Consider the following 18,553-nt stretch of genomic DNA (forward strand, 5'->3'; position numbering starts at 1 on the left):
AGTTTTCTATCAGTGATGTACAAACTTCATGCCGACTTGAATCAATTGTAGGAAATTAAGTATTAGCCTGATAAGCCTGAATCCGCTGGCCCATTTCTATAGCTAAGGCTTCAAGTCCAGATTTTGGTCGTATCATTACTTCAAAATCAATGATCTGACCTTCATCATTGAACTGAATCATGTCGATTCCCTTAAGTTTCTTATCGCCGACATTGGCGGAGAACTCAAGTACAACATTGTTACCATCTTCACTAAGAAATTCGCGGTGATAACTAAAGTTTTCAAAGACCTGAATCACATTACTCAAGATAAAAAATACAACCTGTTTCCCAGGATAAGGATGAAAAGCCACGGGCGAGCGGAATACAACATCGTCCGCAAGGAGTTCATTCAATATAGATATGTCACGTGTTTCCAACATTTCATGCCAGCGCGTGATTGCAGTTTGGGTTATTTGTAGTGTCATTATTATTTCCTTTTTGTTGTAAAGTCCCCCTTTGCAAAAAGGGGGACTTAGGGTGATTCTGTTGTTTCAGAATAGAATCCTCTCCCTAACCCTCTCCTTTAACAAAGGAGAGGGAATGTTGCGAATCAACTTTCTTTCATGACAATTTCGCATGAAAGCAAAAACTGTCATCTTTTAAGTTTTATCAATTAAATCACCGCAGCCAATTCAGCACCCTGACGGATTGCACGTTTAGCATCCAGCTCACCTGCTTCTTTCGCACCACCAATGAGATGCACGTTTTTACCGGCAGCTTTCAGTTCATCAAACATGGCAGTATAAGATTCCTGACCAGCACAGATAATGACATTATCTACGTCTAACACTGCAGGTTGATCATTTACCATCACATGCAGACCTTGATCATCAATTTTTTCATAGCTTGCACCAGCAATCATTTTGACATTACGATGCTTTAAGCCAGCACGGTGAATCCAGCCTGTGGTTTTACCCAGACTTGAACCGACAGAAGCTGCTTTACGCTGCAATAAATAAATTTCACGTTCAGGTTGTTCTACATTGGCGGTCTTAAGTCCACCGACATTTTCATAGTTAGTATCGATTCCCCATTCATCATAGAATTTTTCCGGATTGACGCTACCACTTTCGGTCCCATGACTGAGCATCTCAGCCGTATCAAAGCCAATACCCCCTGCACCAATAATCGCTACACGCTGGCCGACTGGTTTACGCTCTCTTAGTACCTCCAGATAAGACAATACTTTAGGATGATCAATTCCAGGAATATCGAGCTGACGCGGTGTCACCCCAGTGGCAACCACAATGTCATCAAATTCGGCTGAAATCAGCTGATCAAAGGTCGCGGTGCAATTTAATTTCAATTGAATACGGGGTTGCAATTCAATCTGACGTTTGAAATAACGCAAGGTTTCATAAAACTCTTCCTTACCTGGAATGGTCTTCGCAATATTAAATTGCCCACCAATCTGCGCTGAAGCTTCAAATACTGTTACATGATGACCACGACCTGCTGCATAGATGGCAAAGCTTAAACCCGCTGGTCCTGCACCAATCACTGCAATATTTTTCGCTACATTGGTTTCTTTAAAGATCAGTTCAGTTTCATAACACGCGCGTGGATTCACCAGACAGGTAGCAATTTTCATCGAGAAAATATGATCCAGACAGGCCTGATTACAACCGATACAGGTATTAATTTCATCACTACGGCCCTGTTCTGCTTTTAAGACAAACTCAGAGTCTGCCAGCATTGGACGTGCCATTGACACCATATCGGCATCGCCTGTAGCCAGGACATATTCTGCCATTTCCGGCGTATTAATACGGTTAGAGGTAATAAGAGGAATACTCACCTGACCTTTTAGCTTGCGCGTAACCCAAGTAAAGGCCGCACGTGGCACTTTGGTAGCAATGGTCGGAATACGCGCTTCATGCCAGCCAATACCGGTATTAATAATCGTCGCGCCCGCTTTCTCAATGGCTTTGGCCAGTTTGATTACTTCTTCTAGAGTTGAACCGCCTTCAACCAGATCCAGCATGGAAAGACGATAGATAATAATAAAATTCTCACCGACCATTTCACGGGTACGGCGTACAATTTCAATCGGGAAACGGATACGGTTTTCATAACTACCACCCCATTCATCATCACGATGATTGGTACGCGCTGCGATGAACTCATTGATCAGGTAACCTTCTGAACCCATGATTTCGACACCGTCATAACCGGCGTATTGAGCCAGTCTGGCACAGTTGGCAAAGTCATCAATGGTTTGCTGCACTTCAGCAGAGCTTAAAGCATGCGGTTTGACTGGATTAATCGGTGCCTGAATTGGAGACGGCGCGACATTTTCCGCCTGATAAGAGTAACGGCCGGTATGCAGGATCTGCAGGGCAATTTTCCCGCCAGCCTCATGCACGGCTTGAGTAATGATTTTATGCTTTTCAGCTTCTTCAATCGTGTCGAGCTTGGAACCGCCCTGAAAAGTGACGCCATGATCATTCGGTGAGATACCACCTGTCACAATTAATGCTACGCCACCCTTGGCGCGTTCTGCATAAAAGGCAGCCATCCGATTATAACCACCTGGTGCTTCTTCTAAGCCCACATGCATAGAGCCCATCAAGACACGGTTTTTAAGCGTGGTAAAACCCAGATCCAGTGGGGCAAGTAAATTCGGATATTTAGACATTTCAACTCCCTAGCGTGCAGATGTGCTGGCTATTTTTATTAAGGCTGACTGATTTATTTCCATCAAGCATCAGCCTTATGCAACTTGTTGCACTAATTTATAGTGCAGAATTGATTTTTATGCAACATGTTGCATAATAATCCCGAGTCACTTTTTTGAGACGTTTATGTCTTTATCACATGTTTTACTCACCAGCCTGATTGAGAAACCGAGCACCGGCATTGAACTGGCACGCCGTTTTGACCGCTCCATGGGCTTCTTCTGGAATGCCACCCATCAGCAGATCTATCGTGAACTAAATGCCATGCTGCAAAAAGGCTGGATTTCGACCATAGAAGAGGAAGATTCTCATAGCCGTAAAAAAACCTATCAGGTAGAACGACTCGGCCGGGAAGAACTGGCTAACTGGATGCTGGAGCATAGCTCTCCTGCACAGCTTCGTGAAGAATTGATGGTTCGTCTGCGTGCAGAAGCCCAACTTGGCGGCAACAGCACCTTACCTGAACTGGAACGACATCTAGAAATACATAAAGAAAAGCTTAAAACCTATCAGCATATTTTCGCCAAAGACTTTGCTCAAGCTGACGAAAATGACCGAACCCTGTATATTCATAAAATGATTCTGCAACTGGGTATTGATCAGGAACTGGGCTGGATTGCCTGGCTGGAACAGGTCATTCCCAGACTCAAACAATTCGATGTAGAAAAATTATAAATACGGAGATATGCATGCCCTTCTACACCATGGCAGATGGCGAACAGTTATTTGTACGTGAATACGGTCAGGGTCAACCTGTACTAGTCTTATCAGGTCTGGGCATGTTGAGCTGGCAATGGGCAGCTTTTCTCTATCCACATCAGAAAAACTTCCGCTTTATTATTCCTGAATGGCGCGGTTTTGGGGCGTCTAGTCACTGCAAAATCCCGCAAGACCTGGATGCGATTTCCAGTCACTGGCTTGATGTTCAGTCGGTGATCCAGCAGCTCAATTTAGATCAATTCATTGTAATTGCTTACTCTATGGGCGCAACCACTACCATGCATGGCTTGTGCTATGGGAACTTTGCCAAACACATAGCAGCTTATTTGCATATTGACCAAACACCGAAGATTCCGGTCGATGATGCCTGGGCATTTGGACTTTTTGGTCCACGCCATCAGGAATTTATTGAAATTTTGCAGCAGCTTTCAACATTACTTGCAGAACATCAGCATATTGAACTCATTCGGGATCTGGATAATTCAGTACGACAGCAGATTGCAGCATTATGGCTGCGCTTTATCCAGCTACAAAATGATCGTCCAGCCAGTTTGAAAGTATTTAAGTTCATCATGAATCAACCTCGTCTGCAAAGCCTGCTCCTGCCTTCTAGCCGGGTGGATTATATGACGTGGTACATCAATAATTATTTATATCATCAGGAAGATTATCGTGAAGCTCTGGCGAAGCTTACTTGTCCGGTGACTTTCTTTAGCGGTGTGCAGTCCAAACTCTATCCTGTTGAAGGTCAGCGCCTAATTGCCCAAAGCCTGCCTCAGGCTAAACAGGTATTTTTCACGAAATCTGGCCATACCCCCTTACTGACCGAACCACTCAAATTTGCCAGGGAGCTCGATACCTTTCTAAAAGAAAATTCTCAATACAGTTCTTCAGCGGCCTAAAGATTCAGGAGAAGAAATCATGAAAAAACTGGTGGTGTTTTCAGGTGCTGGCATGAGTGCGGAAAGTGGGATCAACACCTTCCGTGATAGTGATGGGCTTTGGGAACAGTATCGTATAGAAGAAGTGGCGACACCCGAAGCTTGGGCTAAAAATCCGGAACTGGTGCAACGCTTTTATAATGCCCGACGTAAAAACATTCTGGAAGCGCAGCCAAATGCAGCTCATCAACTCATTGCCGAACTTGAAGATGATTTTGATGTCCATGTGATTACTCAAAATATTGATGATCTGCATGAACGTGCTGGAAGCTCCAAGGTCATTCATCTGCATGGCAATATCCGCCTAGCCAAAACCTCAGGCCCGAATTGTCAGTACACCACCGAGTTTTATCCGATTGAAGGGACTGAATTAGATTTAACTAAACACTTCTGTAAGGAGGGCTATCCACTACGTCCACATGTAGTCTGGTTTGGCGAAGCCGTACCTGCTTATGAAGAAGCACAAGATTGTGTACAGGATGCTGACATTTTCGTGGTTATTGGAACTAGTCTGCAAGTATATCCTGTTGCTGGCTTAATCCATGAGATTACAGCTCACTGCACAGCTTATTATATTGATCCCAAAGCAGATCAACAGCATTTACCCGCCCAGTTCCACAAGATTTCCCAGACGGCCACAGAAGGCATGAAGACCTTACTTAAATTACTTGAGTCCGAGATCTAGTCATCATTCAAAATTCGTATTCTATAGTTGACAGTATGCAACAATCATTTTTTAATCAGCCTATTGTTGCAGGAATGGAATTAAACGATGCTGACTGATCTGGATGATTTTTACTGTTTTGCGCAGGTCGTTGAACATGGCGGCTTTAGTGCAGCCGAACGTGCCACCGATATTCCCAAATCCAAGCTCAGCCGCCGTGTTTATAATCTGGAAGAACGCCTTGGTGTCCGCCTGATTCAGCGTAGTTCTCGCCATTTTGCAGTCACTGATATTGGCATGAATATCTATCGACATGCACAAGTGATGCTCAGTGCAGCACAGGCCGCCCATGATCTGGTGGATCATCTCAGTACTGAACCGCGTGGTACCATTAAAATCAGCCTGCCCGTCTCCATTGCCCAGAATGAAATGGCAAAAATCCTGCCGGATTTCCTGAAAAAATATCCTGAAATTAAAGTCCAGATGATGATCACCAATCGACGTGTGGACATTATTAATGAAGGTTTTGATCTGGCCTTACGGGTACGGACCAGCCTGGATGATGATCCGAATCTGGTAATTCGTCAGTTTGAAAAAATTGAACAGCATCTGTTTGCCAGTCAGGGCTATTTAAATGAATTTGGCGATCTTAAAACACCTGAACAGCTCTCTGAACATAAAATTTTAAGCATGGCTGAGGAACATACTGAACAGTTCCTGATATTGCAGAATGAGCAGCAGCAACAGAAGAAAATCCGGATCAACCCGACCGTAATGGGATCAGACCTGAATATGCTGGCACAACTGGCAGCTTCAGGCTGTGGTATTACCTTATTGCCCGATAATGTCGTGCAGCAATATATAGAACGGGGCGAACTGGTTCGGGTACTTTCAGACTGGAAAACGGCACATGGAATTTTCCATCTGGTTTATCCTTCCCGTCGTGGTCTGTTACCAGCTGTAAGAGTATTTATTGATTATCTGGTTGAGCATCTGCATCTTGTATAAATAGACATATTTCCGGCAAAAAAAATAGCTCATTCTTGGGGAAAAATGAGCTAATAAAAACGATTCACTACAGCATGAAGTGAACGAAAGGAAACTACTACCGCCAAGCCAAATCTAATATATAGCAATCAGACATCTAACAAAGCAAATATCAACTAACTATAAATAGATTAAGAGAATTTGGCTGGTTAAACCACTTCTTCATGTAGTATTTTGTAGGCTTTTGTCATTAATAACACGTATGCTGTAATTTATGTAAGCTACTGTATTTCAATGCATAACATGAAAAATAATTTAAATTTCCGGATATTCGCCAGTGCCTTCTGGCCACGGCGATAACAGTTCAAAACCTGTTTCAGTCACGACTACCATGTGTTCCCATTGAGCCGACCAGGATTTATCTGCAGTCACGACTGTCCAGCCGTCCTTCAACTCTTTAACACGCGCTTTACCCATGTTGACCATAGGTTCAATGGTAAAGACCATACCGGGTACCAGTTTGATGCCCTGACCTGGTTGTCCGTAATGCAGAATGTTTGGCTGTTCGTGATAAATTTTACCAATCCCATGACCACAATATTCACGCACAATGGTGTAGCCTTCACGCTGTGCAACAGACTGGATTGCATAACCAATATCGCCTAGGGTTGCGCCCGGTTTAACGGCATGAATCCCGGCAACCATAGCTTCATAAGTGGTTTTGACCAGACGTTTGGCTTCAGGAGTTGGTGTACCGACATAATACATTCGACTGGTATCGCCAAAATAACCGTCTTTAATGATCGCAACGTCAATATTAATAATATCGCCATCTTGCAAGACCGTATTCGGAGATGGAATACCATGACAAACCACTTCATTCGGTGAAATACAGGTGGTTTTGGTATAACCATAATAGCCAATATTAGCTGGCGTCACTTTTAGTGTATTGACGATAAAATCATGACAGATGTCATCCAGATATTCAGTCGTGACACCCGGCTTGACATGCTCCCCGATCATTTCCAAAACCTGTGCAGCCAAACGCCCAGATATACGTAATTTTTCGATATCTTGTTCGGTTTTCAGAGTAATCGCTGGAGCTCGCATGGATCTATCCTCAAGGTGAATCGAGAAATTATAGTCCTTTTTCAGCCAAGATGCGCATTTGTTCGCTCTGCATGACAATTCTTAAAACTCGCTATAGAGTATTTCAATGCTGCTTATTTATACAAACAATAAGCCGAATATAATGAAATGAAGTCTAAATGATTTATTTATTTAAAAATAAATTATATTTTTTTCAACTGAATATCAAAGATATATTTCTACCAAGCTTTTAAAGTTCACATTATCCGATCGTCAAGATCAGTAAAATCAAGGCTTTCAGCATTAAATTAAACTCCAAAAATCATCATATATACACTAAAATCGCTTTCTTTTATTTATCTGTTCTCCCTCTATGACAAGTCTCCGTACAAGAGATATTGTGGCCTTAGGTTTTATGACCTTTGCACTGTTTATTGGTGCGGGCAACATTATCTTTCCACCGATTGTGGCTCAACAAGCCGGTGAGCATGTATGGTTAGCTGCCCTAGGTTTCCTGATTACGGCAGTTGGCCTACCTGTTATCACCATCGTGGCATTGTCACGTGTTGAAGGTTCAATCCAGATCTTAAGTTCTCCATTAGGTAAAGCTGCCAGTCTTTTACTGACTGTTGTGTGTTATCTGACGGTTGGACCTTTATTCGCGACACCACGTACCGCAACCGTTTCTTATGAAATCGGCTTCTCTTCATACTTTGGCAATGCACCTAGCAACCTGCTGATCTATAGTGTGATCTATTTTGCTGTAGTGACTCTGGTTTCTCTTTATCCAAATAAGATTTTGGATACGGTTGGTTACTTCCTGTCTCCAGTAAAAATTATCGCATTGATCATTTTAGGCGGCGCTGCAGTGTTGATTCCTGCCGGCAAACCACCTGCTGCAGTGGGCAACTATGTTACAAGTCCGGTCACTGAAGGCATCGTTAATGGTTATCTGACCATGGATACCTTAGGCGCATTGGTCTTTGGTATTGTGATCGTGCGTGCGATTACTTCTCGTGGCGTAACGGATCGCAAGCTGATTACCAAATATGCAGTCAATGCAGCGATTATTTCTGGTATCGGTTTGACGCTGGTGTATCTCAGCCTGTTTAAACTAGGCCTAGGTAGTCACGATGTTGCCCCTAATGCTGCGAATGGTGCGATTATTCTGCATGCCTATGTACAACATGCTTTTGGTGATATGGGTGCTTATTTCCTTGCTACCATGATCTTTGTTGCCTGCATGGTGACTGCGATTGGTTTGACCTGCGCATGTGCTGAATATTTCTCGTCTATTACCAAACTGCCTTATAAAGCCTTTGTCTTTGTACTGGTCGGCTTCTCGCTGGTGATTTCAAATCTTGGTTTGACCAAACTAATTGCCGTTTCTGTGCCTGTATTGAGCGCGATTTATCCGCCTGCGATTGCAGTGATCCTGCTAAGCTTCTGCGGTCATTTCTTTAAAAAGCCTGCTCAAGTTGTTGCACCGACCACACTGGTTGCATTTATTTTCGGTGTTTTTGATGGGCTTAAAGTTGCTGGTCTTGAATTACCTGAATTGCTACAGAACTTACCGCTTTCTGAACAAAATATGGCATGGCTGATTCCATCTCTTATTGTTCTTGTCATTGCCGCTGTGATTGACTGCATCAGAAATTAATCTTTCTAAGAGGTCATAAAAATCGTATTTTTACCCAAAATCCGGTTTTAGCGTGATCAATATCTGTCAGGTTTTACCCAAACCGGCATTTATTGTTTACACCCTAACCTTCTCATCATAGCCAAATTGTATTTTAGAAAGCTTTATAAACTTTTAATCAATTATTTTAATTAGCTTCTTTCTTACTTCCGTTTTCATTCTTTAGCAGAAGATCAATACAACTTTCTATTTTACTGTTTTTTAAACATATTGTTTCCTGATTAAACCAACTCACCTTCATCATTCTACATAGACTTACATTTTCTAGATTATCTCTACAAATCTTTGGCGTAGAATTTGCTTTTCCCTATGGTAGCAATGAATGATCGCTTGCACACTTCAGTCGAACTGCCCTCGCTGAAATGTTTAAGATGATGATTCGGATGCAATCATTGATAAGTACAGTAATACGACTAAAGAAGGCCTTTTTTAACTGTTAAAGTTCACTTAAATAGTTGCAAAGGTTGAAATTAAGAAGTACAACTGTATATTCAATTCAGACTAAATCAATAAGATTTACTCTTCAATAATACAAATAAACGGGAGGGATGGAGATGTTATCAGTACATTTCAAAAAGCAAGTCTTCATTGACGCTCTTAAGGCAAATACCAATCTGGTGACTTTCTTGAGCACCACGGTTGCGCTTATGCTGACCTTGATTGTGCATTGTTTAATTCAAGGCAATTTAAAATTTGAGTACGTCGGTTATGCCTTGATTGTCTCGGCAGCCTTTTTCTTATGGGCTGTGATCGACCAGAAATACCGATAATTTATTAATAAATTTATACCCCAGTGGATGATCTGGCCAGTCATCCATCTGGCAGAAAAGAAATAAATTGAGCTTAAAGCTCAAAAAATAAAATCAACTATTAAAAAATTAGAATAATCCGACCGCCGCCCCATAAAGAAGCACACTTGTTCCTCCTAATTCTGCAATAATTAAACCTAACATTGCCAAAGTCATAAGCACGCCCGGCAACTGAAATTTACCTAGTTGATGCGGTCGCTTAAACTGATTAGTGGTGTCTTTCAAAAACCCATGCAAGATATAAGCGCCAATCGAGAAACTGAAAAAGAGAACATTGATCAATACACAGATCAAATTAATCTGCGAAGATAGTGCTGAATAGTAAGCCAATACTGCCAGAATCAATGTCGCAGGGGCATAAAGCAGACTGCTGCGATGCGCAATATCCACATAATAATGCGCCCGTGAATTGACAGACTGGCGGATTTGCCAATACTTCCATACTCCGGTTAACATCCCCACCCATAAGAATATTCCACTAAAAATAATCGCGATCTTTACTGCCAGATCAAGTTCTATTCCCTGCATATTTTCTTTCCGTTTTTTATCATCGTACTGACTTTTTAGTCATTGTTTTAACAAGTTTCTTTGAAGAAGTCAGGTAAATTTAAGCATTCATTCTGATTCAAAAATATAGTGTAGCCCATGTCTGAATTCGAAACATTGACTCTAAAGTGCCAGGATGGCTATCAATTAAGTGCACGTTTTTATCCAGTCACTGAGACTGAAAGTAAGAAATCTCCCATATTAATCTGTCCTGCGACTGGCATTACCAAACAGTTTTATCATATTTTTAGCTGCTGGTTGCAAACTCAGGGTTATGCCGTAATGGTATTTGATTTTCGAGGTATTGGGGAATCTTTAAAAGGTTCGGTTAAACAGTCTAAAGCCAGTATTGTGCAATGGGGACAACTGGACATTCCGGCTGCGATAGATGCGCTATTAGCTAAAACTCAGGCAGCAAAGGTCATCTTACTTGGTCATAGTGCTGGTGGACAGCTGCTGGGTATTGTCCCAAACTATGTCAAAGTGGAAAAAGTCGTGGCAATTGCCGGATCGACGGGTCATATTAAAGGTTTAAGGGGCCGCACCAAATTACTAGCGCCAGTGATGTTCAATATCATTTTCCCATTGGCACGTATCACCAAAGGCTATGGCCCAACCCAAGCGATTGGTATGGGTGAAAACCTGCCAAAAGATGTGGCACGTGAATGGGCAGAATTTTGTAGTAAACCGGGTTATGTCATCAATGCGATTGGTAAAAAGATCTCACCAGCACATGACTATCATGCCCAGATCACCTGCTCGATCACATCAATCTGGGCTTCGGATGATGAAATCGCCACTCAAGCGAATGTCAAAGACTTGCTGCGCTTATATCCAAAAGCAGCAACAGAAATGATTGAACTAAAACCCCAAGAATATGGTCATAAAGGGATTGGCCATATGCTGATGTTCAAGAAGTCACATCAAAACTTATGGCCAGTCATTGAGCAACAGTTATCTGCCTAAAGATGATTTAAATGGCTATTAATAGGTTAATGTGCTTTAATACGCTCAGTATGAGATGAGCCTCTTACAGTATGTGCCTCAGATGTGCATACGACTAGCCCCTAACCATGGGGCTTTTTTATGTCTGTATGATTTTGAAGTCGTATTAAAATTTAACCGAAAAATGCAATGATGCTCTGAATCACCACAGCATTCACAATATCAATAAAAAATGCACCACACAGCGGTACGATCAAAAATGCTTTATGTGATGGACCATAACTATTGGTGACCGCCTGAATATTGGCAATCGCAGTTGGAGTTGCTCCCATACCAAAACCACAATGCCCCGCCACCAATACAGCTGCATCGTAATTTTTTCCCATGATTCTAAAGGTCACAATTGCGGTAAATAAAATTAGTACCGCTGTCTGCGCAAACAAAATGGTAATGAGCGGGCCTGCCAAATCGGCCAGCAGCCAGAGTTGCAGTGAAAGTAAGGCCATAGATAAATACAGGGATAATGACGCATTACCAAATACATCAATGGCACGGTCGAAAATATCGACTTTCAATACATGCTCCAGAAAGTTACGTACAATCACCCCTGTCCCTAAGGCCCAGACAAAGGTTGGCAGTTCAAACCATCTTCCCTGACTGATTTCTGTCATCTGATTGGCGACAAAAATACATAAGGCAAACATCCCCAAAGTTGATACCGCATTACTGGCTGTGATCAGTCGGGTTTTCTTTGGATATTCGAAGGGTGCGGTGTTGATGCTAGTATCGAGTTGTTGCTCATTGGTCTCTTGCGCTACTGTCTCTGCCAATTGATTGCGTTTAATCAAGAATTTGGCAACCGGACCGCCCACAAGTCCACCAATAATCAAACCAAAAGTAGCGCTTGCCATTCCGAGGACAATTGCCCCCTGTATTCCATATTGAGTTTCAAGCACTTCACCCCAAGCACCGGCAGTACCATGTCCACCCGTTAAGGTAACAGAACCGACAATCAGACCAATCAATGGATCAAGCCCAAGTGCTGTGGCTAAACTCATGCCAACCGCATTTTGTACAACTACAAATAGAATGACACAGACCAGAAAGATCAGCAGTGATTTCCCACCTTCTTTGAGCTTGGTAAAGTCTGCACTTAAACCCACAGAGGTAAAGAACATCAGCATCAGAATGGTTTGGATTTCTGAGTCAAATGTGGCACTGATATTAAAAAATTTATAGAGAATAAAAGCTGTAATCGCTGCGATTAGACCGCCGATTACAGGCTCAGGTAAGTTATAGTTTCTAAAGAAGCCAATTTTACTAACAAGATACCGCCCAATAAAAAGAAAAAATACTGCAATCACCAAGGTGCCAAAGGCATCGATCTCATAATTCATAACATTCCCTATTGGCTTTATTTTCATACAGTTTTAGGAAAACAGTATGAAAAATCAATTTTAGAAATGTTATGCAAGTTATTGTTTCTAGTAATTGTTTAATTTGTAGCCTGAACAGAGGAAATTAATGTAGTGAAATATCATAAACCCAATTTTTGGCTTGTTGGTCTGTGGTGGTTTCGCAGACATAGTAGTCATGATCCCAAGTGTCTTGGTCAAAAATAATATTTGAGCCAAAAATATTTAGTCCAAAACAATCACCTCAGGTTTAAGCTAGTACAATTCATCTCTTTTTATAAGTTTTGAATTACCTTTTTCCTAAAAAATCGTACCAATCAATAAATTCGGAGTACCCACCAGATGTTCTATTCCCAGGATTACGCCGTATATATTTCATTTCTGTGTCTGTTTCGGTAGTGACAGCTTGAGTAAACTCCGCTTTACTTTTAAAACCTCTACTTCGAACATATTCTCTAGCCTTTTCCCAAGGCCATAAATCAAACCGAAATCTTCTACCAAAAAATTCTGCCCATGAAGTACCATAGGATTGTCTAATATCTGCAGGTGCCCCCATTGGTAGATCAGATTCTTTGTACGCCTTCTCATACTCTTTTTTCATAGTAATATTATTATTTAGACAATAATCCTTTAAGATCTCAAGTGGGATTAGATTTGCACCTATTGCGCGTTTTTTTCGACCATATTTATCATTTAATAAATTCTCTACATCCAAGCGCATTTTTCTTAATATCAGAACATTATAGAGAGAAATTTCGTTTTTTTGAAAATCTGACAACTTATCCCATCCCATTTCATCAGCATAATTAACAAAATCGTCAAGAGTCCAATCTAGACCTTTTCTACCTGTACCAAATAACAGTCTTTCATTTGAAATTAAGGGTAATTTAATTCCATAATTATTAAATACATTGAAAATATGTTCCTTATATTTTTCTATACCATCTAACCGATATATTTCAGCCTCTATAACTATTAAATTTAAGATATTTTCTCTATACTTTTTTTCTTTATATAATCTTTTCGCATAGTATCCATCTGCCCAATTTGGTAAATCTGCTCTTTTTTGAAAACTTCTTTCTGAAAACATAAAAACTTCTATATAAGTATTTATATCACTTAAATAAAAATCAGAATAATATTTTTTAGAATCAAAGATAAGTTTAGGATGACTTTTTTTGTTTATTTTAATTTCATACAACCAATTTGCTACTATTAATTCTGCTTTACTTTGATAATTTTTACCATCTAATCCATAAAGTGAAGACCAATAGCCAAGATTATACATTATATTACAAACTTTATTCCAATATTCTGTTTTGATAACTTTTGCATAAGCAGCAGAATAATCTGTATGAAATTTTTGTTTTGATTCAAACTGCTTACAAATTTCAACCCACCCTTTTATATCTAATTTTCTGTAATCACAATATATTCTTCTCCAACCTAGAGTTTTATGAACCTTTATTTTTACTTGAATTCTATCTATTCTATTTAATTCACTATATAAAACACTATCAAATTTATTTAATTTTGTTGGACTTTCATGTTTTAATTGAATAATTTCATCATATAATTCAATATCACTCATTTGACCATACTGGAATCTTTTGGGAACTTCTTTACTTTTTTTTAATATTTTTTTCTTCGTCTCTCTTCCTTTATTAATAAAATTAGCTTTTTTAGCTATATCTTTAGTTAATTGACGTGCTGTCAATATTTTATATAAAACTCCATCATATTTTCTAAGTGCATTTAATCCTTGGATTCCAATTATATTAATTAAATTTAATGCATAATTAAGTAACTCGTCATTATCTAATACACTATATTTCTCAATTTTAGTTTCTGATTTAAAAAATACATTATTCGTCAAACCTCGATGATATAGTTCTTTGGCTAAATTATTATTGCAAGATATCAGCTCTCGTATATTTTTAACCATTATAATTTTGGTTTCTTCAATTAACTGAGAGTCAGTCATTAATTGATAGTCTTTAAAACTTTTGCTGTTAACTAGTTTCATGTACTTCACCAGTACTATCTTTTAATTTATATTTTTAAAGACTATAAAATAGGTAAATACTAGGCAACCCCAATACGACACAAATTGACGTACTCTTTATTATAAAATAAAAAAGGGCTGATAAATCAGCCCTTTTTTTTAACTCAATTTAATTTATTTTTCAACAAATTAAGCTAATTGAGCAGCAGCAATTTTCTTAGTATCGATGTCTTTAGCAGCATCTGTATACTCGCTCATCTTGTCGAAGTTCAAGTATTGGTAGATGTCAGCAGACATACTGTCAATTTGAGCAGCGTACTGTTGGTATTCTTCTGGAGAAGGTAATTTACCCAATACAGCAGCAACAGAAGCAAGCTCAGCAGATGCTAGGTAAACGTTAGCACCTTGACCTAGACGGTTCGGGAAGTTACGAGTAGAAGTCGATACACAAGTAGTGTTCGGAGCTACACGTGCTTGGTTACCCATACATAATGAACAGCCTGGCATTTCAGTACGAGCGCCAGCTTTACCATAAGTATTGTAGAAACCTTCTTCCATCAATTGGTGTTCGTCCATACGAGTTGGAGGAGCCAACCATAGACGAGTAGATAAAGAACCACCAGGTACTTTGTCTAGAAGTTTACCAGCTGCACGGAAGTGACCGATGTTAGTCATACAAGAACCGATGAATACTTCATCAATTTTAACGCCTTGAACGTCAGAAAGAAGTTTTGCATCATCTGGGTCGTTCGGGCAGCAAAGAACTGGTTCTGTGATTGTAGAAAGGTCGATTTCATACACTTTAGTGTATTCAGCATCAGCATCAGCTTTAAGAAGTGATGGGTTAGCCAACCATTTTTCCATGTTCTCTACACGGCGCGCCATAGTACGAGCATCGCCATAGCCTTGTGAAATCATCCACTTCAGCATAGTGATGTTAGAACGTAGGTATTCAGCAACTTTCTCTTCAGAAAGAGTGATCGCACAACCAGCAGCAGAACGTTCAGCAGAAGCATCAGAAAGTTCGAATGCTTGCTCAACAGTCAGGTCAGTTTCCATTTCTGTCAGGTCGATCTCAAGGATACGGCCAGAGAAGATGTTTTTCTTACCTTTCTTCTCTACAGTCAGATCACCTTCTTGGATCGCTACATAAGGAATCGCATGAACTAGGTCACGTAGAGTGATACCAGGCTGCATTTTACCTTTGAACTTCACAAGAACAGACTCTGGCATATCAAGTGGCATAACACCAGTTGCTGCAGCGAATGCTACAAGACCAGAACCTGCTGGGAATGAAATACCGATTGGGAAACGAGTATGTGAGTCACCACCAGTACCAACAGTATCTGGAAGAAGCATACGGTTTAACCAAGAGTGGATAATACCGTCACCTGGACGTAGAGAAACACCACCACGGTTCATGATGAAATCAGGAAGCGTGTGTTGCATTTGAACGTCAACTGGTTTTGGATACGCAGCTGTGTGACAGAAAGATTGCATTACCAAGTCAGCAGAGAAGCCTAGGCAAGCCAAGTCTTTCAGTTCGTCACGAGTCATAGGACCAGTTGTATCTTGAGAACCAACAGTGGTCATACGTGGTTCACAGTAAGTACCTGGACGGATACCTTGACCTTCAGGAAGACCACAAGCGCGACCAACCATCTTCTGAGCAAGGGTGAAGCCTTTGCCAGTGTCAGCAGGTTGTACTGGAGTACGGAACAGAGTTGAAGGCTCAAGACCAAGCTCTTCACGTGCTTTAGTTGTCAAACCACGACCAATGATCAGGTTAATACGACCACCCGCACGAACTTCGTCTAGAAGTACTGGAGTTTTAAGGTCAGCTTCAGCGATTTGAGCACCGTCTTTGAACGCAGTTACTTTAGCAGCAGCCTTGTCGATTTTAAGAGTGATTTCATCACCCATGTTCATGTTTGCTACGTCGATTTCAACTGGTAACGCACCAGCGTCTTCCATAGTGTTGAAGAAAATCGGAGCAATTTTAGAACCTAAGCAATAACCGCCTTCTTTCTTGTTAGGAATGTGAGCGATTTCGTCACCGAAGAACCAAAGTACAGAGTTAGTTGCAGATTTACGAGAAGAACCTGTACCAACAACGTCACCTACGTAAGCAACTTTGTTGCCTTTCGCGATGAGATCTTTAATTTGGTTTAATGGACCAACTTCACCAGGAACTTCTGGGTTGATGCCATCACGTTCGTTTTTCAGCATTGCATTTGCGTGCAATGGAATGTCTGGACGGCTCCAAGCGTCTTGTGCTGGAGACAAGTCATCAGTGTTAGTTTCGCCAGTTACTTTGAAAACTGTCAGTTTGATTTCTTCTGGAACGTCTGCACGGTTTGTGAACCATTCAGCGTCAGCCCATGATTGAAGAACAGCTTTTGCATTTGCATTACCTGCACGTGCTTTATCAGCTACGTCATGGAACGCATCAAATACAAGAAGCGTTTTTTTCAAAGCTTCAGCAGCAAGACCACCAAGCTCTGCGTCTTCTAGAAGTTCAACTAAAGGAGCAACGTTATAACCACCAAGCATAGTGCCCAGTAAGTAAACCGCACGTTCTTTAGAAACTAGTGGAGAAGTCGCTTCGCCTTTTGCCAATGCAGCTAAGAACGCAGCTTTTACGTATGCAGCTTGGTCAACACCCGCTGGAACACGGTTTTCAAGCAAGTCAACTAAGTATGCTTCTTCACCAGCTGGGGGATTTTTTAATAATTCAACTAATGCAGCAGTTTGAGCATCATCAAGTGGCTTCGGTGGGACTCCGAGTGCGGCACGTTCTTCAACGTGTTGGCGGTAAGCTTCTAGCACGGTGTTATTCCTCTTTTTTAAAAAATTACCTGTGAATTCCTGCTTTATAAAAGCTTCACAAATAATATGGACTCTAAAATTTTACTAAAATTCCAGTTAAAAGTTAATGCAAGTACAGTGTTTCTTTGTGATGCTCATTATTTTATAACTAAATGATGCTTATAAAGATCATTCAATAATCAAATCATCATCGCCTTGCATAATTTAAGTACAGATATGGCAACTTTTAACCAAATTTGACGCATAAAAAAGGCAACATCGATGTTGCCTGATTTACTTAGAAAAAGATACTACACCTTAGTGGACTGTCGTCGAGTTCAAATATTGCTGAAAAGCGTCCCGACAACCCTCAAATTTTAATTCACATTGATCTTCATAGGTCTGACTGTGGTTATTGCTGGCAAAGGAAATCTCGACCAGACAGCGTTTTTTATCCTGCTCCAAGATCTGCTTAATCACGACCTTATCTCCTACACTCAGGACATAGCGTCCGCCACCGATAATCGCCAATCCTTTTTCATCTTCTAACAGCAGATCTGAGTGATATAAATACTTCACGACGTCCATATTATTCTTCTCCTCAAGGCTTTGGAGTTAAATTCATTATTCAATATAAAGATAAGCATTTCTATATTTTAGATTTAGCAATTGTCACAAATTATATTTAATATTGCTTAGGCTATTTTTATTATTAGAAGAATTTTCTTATATCTATAAACCACTATTTATTTTGAATGATGATTTCTTAGTTTGTTTTATTTAAATATAAAAAAAACCGTTCCTTAGAACGGTTTGTAATCTGGCATTTTATCATGCGGTGTGGCGATACATTTTTCGGTAAATTCAGCGCGGACTTTCTCACGGGCTGCATCTACATCGGTCTTAATTTCCTGTTCCGGAAGTGCATAGACTTCATCGATAATATTCAGGATAAAACCGCGAGTAATGTCATCATCGATCTTGTTGGCATGCTCAACAGCCTTTTCTTTCTCGATCGCATTCTGACGATCCAGCATAATGGTTCGTGCAGCATTCCCCACACTACGACAATAGCCATGCCACTGCTCTTCAGGGGTTAAAGGTTTTTTCTCTGCACAGCCGACCAGAGCAACCATCAGCGATAAAGCAAATAACTTTTTCATGAATTTCTCCTTCCGAGAGGCACTATAAGAGATCAGCGCAGAT

16 protein-coding genes are annotated in these 18,553 nt (G+C 40.6%); 7 read left to right on the forward strand and 9 right to left on the reverse strand.

Annotation, left to right across the window (positions count from 1 at the left end; all coding sequences use genetic code 11):
• Positions 1 to 55: 55 nt before the first annotated feature.
• On the reverse strand, positions 56 to 466 hold the full coding sequence (locus tag G5T77_RS04240) for a nuclear transport factor 2 family protein (RefSeq protein WP_166134885.1): 411 nt from the start codon (positions 464 to 466) through the stop codon (positions 56 to 58).
• A gap of 188 nt (positions 467 to 654) precedes the next feature.
• The gene (locus tag G5T77_RS04245; protein WP_166134887.1) at positions 655 to 2,679 is read right to left on the reverse strand and encodes an NADPH-dependent 2,4-dienoyl-CoA reductase; all 2,025 of its coding nucleotides are present in this window, start codon (positions 2,677 to 2,679) and stop codon (positions 655 to 657) included.
• 166 nt (positions 2,680 to 2,845) lie between these two features.
• Here G5T77_RS04245 and G5T77_RS04250 point away from each other — a divergent pair, with 166 nt between their 5' ends.
• The 4 genes from G5T77_RS04250 to G5T77_RS04265 all read left to right on the forward strand — a co-directional run bounded on the left by G5T77_RS04250 (position 2,846) and on the right by G5T77_RS04265 (position 6,052).
• Positions 2,846 to 3,394, forward strand: coding sequence for a PadR family transcriptional regulator (locus G5T77_RS04250; RefSeq protein ID WP_166134890.1), 549 nt, complete (start codon positions 2,846 to 2,848; stop codon positions 3,392 to 3,394).
• A 14-nt stretch (positions 3,395 to 3,408) separates the two neighbouring features.
• Positions 3,409 to 4,341 (forward strand): alpha/beta hydrolase, encoded by a 933-nt coding sequence (locus tag G5T77_RS04255; protein WP_166134893.1) that lies wholly within the window; start codon positions 3,409 to 3,411, stop codon positions 4,339 to 4,341.
• A gap of 19 nt (positions 4,342 to 4,360) precedes the next feature.
• Positions 4,361 to 5,065, forward strand: coding sequence for an NAD-dependent deacylase (locus tag G5T77_RS04260; protein ID WP_159123161.1), 705 nt, complete (start codon positions 4,361 to 4,363; stop codon positions 5,063 to 5,065).
• Between the two features lie 87 nt (positions 5,066 to 5,152).
• Entirely contained in the window at positions 5,153 to 6,052 is a 900-nt protein-coding gene (locus G5T77_RS04265) for a LysR substrate-binding domain-containing protein (RefSeq protein WP_166134896.1), read from the forward strand.
• A gap of 294 nt (positions 6,053 to 6,346) precedes the next feature.
• On the opposite strand, the gene map is transcribed toward G5T77_RS04265, so the two are convergent.
• Complete coding sequence (map, locus tag G5T77_RS04270; RefSeq protein ID WP_166134899.1) at positions 6,347 to 7,141, reverse strand: type I methionyl aminopeptidase; 795 nt, start codon at positions 7,139 to 7,141, stop codon at positions 6,347 to 6,349.
• Between the two features lie 352 nt (positions 7,142 to 7,493).
• On the opposite strand from map, the gene brnQ reads away from it, so the two are divergent.
• A complete protein-coding gene (brnQ, locus tag G5T77_RS04275; protein WP_166134901.1) occupies positions 7,494 to 8,780 on the forward strand; it encodes a branched-chain amino acid transport system II carrier protein in 1,287 nt (428 codons plus the stop codon).
• Positions 8,781 to 9,373: 593 nt separating this feature from the next.
• Positions 9,374 to 9,589, forward strand: coding sequence for a hypothetical protein (locus G5T77_RS04280; RefSeq protein WP_004783783.1), 216 nt, complete (start codon positions 9,374 to 9,376; stop codon positions 9,587 to 9,589).
• 108 nt (positions 9,590 to 9,697) lie between these two features.
• Here the strand turns inward: G5T77_RS04280 and G5T77_RS04285 are convergent, their stop codons facing one another.
• Positions 9,698 to 10,156, reverse strand: a complete 459-nt coding sequence (locus tag G5T77_RS04285; protein ID WP_166134903.1) for a hypothetical protein — start codon at positions 10,154 to 10,156, stop codon at positions 9,698 to 9,700.
• 117 nt (positions 10,157 to 10,273) lie between these two features.
• Here G5T77_RS04285 and G5T77_RS04290 point away from each other — a divergent pair, with 117 nt between their 5' ends.
• Positions 10,274 to 11,140 (forward strand): alpha/beta fold hydrolase, encoded by an 867-nt coding sequence (locus tag G5T77_RS04290; protein ID WP_166134905.1) that lies wholly within the window; start codon positions 10,274 to 10,276, stop codon positions 11,138 to 11,140.
• 152 nt (positions 11,141 to 11,292) lie between these two features.
• On the opposite strand, the gene gltS is transcribed toward G5T77_RS04290, so the two are convergent.
• The 5 genes from gltS to G5T77_RS04315 all read right to left on the reverse strand — a co-directional run bounded on the left by gltS (position 11,293) and on the right by G5T77_RS04315 (position 18,510).
• Positions 11,293 to 12,516: a sodium/glutamate symporter gene (gene gltS, locus G5T77_RS04295; RefSeq protein WP_166134908.1), complete on the reverse strand. Its 1,224-nt coding sequence runs from the start codon at positions 12,514 to 12,516 to the stop codon at positions 11,293 to 11,295.
• Between the two features lie 307 nt (positions 12,517 to 12,823).
• The gene (locus tag G5T77_RS04300) at positions 12,824 to 14,560 is read right to left on the reverse strand and encodes a hypothetical protein (protein ID WP_166134911.1); all 1,737 of its coding nucleotides are present in this window, start codon (positions 14,558 to 14,560) and stop codon (positions 12,824 to 12,826) included.
• A 168-nt stretch (positions 14,561 to 14,728) separates the two neighbouring features.
• Complete coding sequence (locus G5T77_RS04305; protein ID WP_004783803.1) at positions 14,729 to 17,368, reverse strand: bifunctional aconitate hydratase 2/2-methylisocitrate dehydratase; 2,640 nt, start codon at positions 17,366 to 17,368, stop codon at positions 14,729 to 14,731.
• 297 nt (positions 17,369 to 17,665) lie between these two features.
• Entirely contained in the window at positions 17,666 to 17,935 is a 270-nt protein-coding gene (locus G5T77_RS04310; RefSeq protein ID WP_004783805.1) for a hypothetical protein, read from the reverse strand.
• A gap of 215 nt (positions 17,936 to 18,150) precedes the next feature.
• The gene (locus G5T77_RS04315; protein WP_004783806.1) at positions 18,151 to 18,510 is read right to left on the reverse strand and encodes a hypothetical protein; all 360 of its coding nucleotides are present in this window, start codon (positions 18,508 to 18,510) and stop codon (positions 18,151 to 18,153) included.
• Positions 18,511 to 18,553 lie beyond the last annotated feature (43 nt).

This window comes from Acinetobacter sp. GFQ9D191M (assembly GCF_011174875.1).
In the GTDB taxonomy this organism is placed as follows: domain Bacteria; phylum Pseudomonadota; class Gammaproteobacteria; order Pseudomonadales; family Moraxellaceae; genus Acinetobacter.

Bases quoted from the DNA above. Each gene is read 5' to 3' on its own strand.
- G5T77_RS04280 (WP_004783783.1), top strand. From the start codon at position 9,374: ATGTTATCAGTACATTTCAAAAAGCAAGTCTTCATTGACGCTCTTAAG.
- G5T77_RS04265 (WP_166134896.1), top strand. From the start codon at position 5,153: ATGCTGACTGATCTGGATGATTTTTACTGTTTTGCGCAGGTCGTTGAA.
- G5T77_RS04290 (WP_166134905.1), top strand. From the start codon at position 10,274: ATGTCTGAATTCGAAACATTGACTCTAAAGTGCCAGGATGGCTATCAA.
- map (WP_166134899.1), bottom strand. From the start codon at position 7,141: ATGCGAGCTCCAGCGATTACTCTGAAAACCGAACAAGATATCGAAAAA.
- G5T77_RS04260 (WP_159123161.1), top strand. From the start codon at position 4,361: ATGAAAAAACTGGTGGTGTTTTCAGGTGCTGGCATGAGTGCGGAAAGT.
- G5T77_RS04300 (WP_166134911.1), bottom strand. From the start codon at position 14,560: ATGAAACTAGTTAACAGCAAAAGTTTTAAAGACTATCAATTAATGACT.
- G5T77_RS04285 (WP_166134903.1), bottom strand. From the start codon at position 10,156: ATGCAGGGAATAGAACTTGATCTGGCAGTAAAGATCGCGATTATTTTT.
- G5T77_RS04310 (WP_004783805.1), bottom strand. From the start codon at position 17,935: ATGGACGTCGTGAAGTATTTATATCACTCAGATCTGCTGTTAGAAGAT.
- gltS (WP_166134908.1), bottom strand. From the start codon at position 12,516: ATGAATTATGAGATCGATGCCTTTGGCACCTTGGTGATTGCAGTATTT.
- G5T77_RS04245 (WP_166134887.1), bottom strand. From the start codon at position 2,679: ATGTCTAAATATCCGAATTTACTTGCCCCACTGGATCTGGGTTTTACC.
- G5T77_RS04250 (WP_166134890.1), top strand. From the start codon at position 2,846: ATGTCTTTATCACATGTTTTACTCACCAGCCTGATTGAGAAACCGAGC.
- G5T77_RS04315 (WP_004783806.1), bottom strand. From the start codon at position 18,510: ATGAAAAAGTTATTTGCTTTATCGCTGATGGTTGCTCTGGTCGGCTGT.
- G5T77_RS04240 (WP_166134885.1), bottom strand. From the start codon at position 466: ATGACACTACAAATAACCCAAACTGCAATCACGCGCTGGCATGAAATG.
- G5T77_RS04255 (WP_166134893.1), top strand. From the start codon at position 3,409: ATGCCCTTCTACACCATGGCAGATGGCGAACAGTTATTTGTACGTGAA.
- brnQ (WP_166134901.1), top strand. From the start codon at position 7,494: ATGACAAGTCTCCGTACAAGAGATATTGTGGCCTTAGGTTTTATGACC.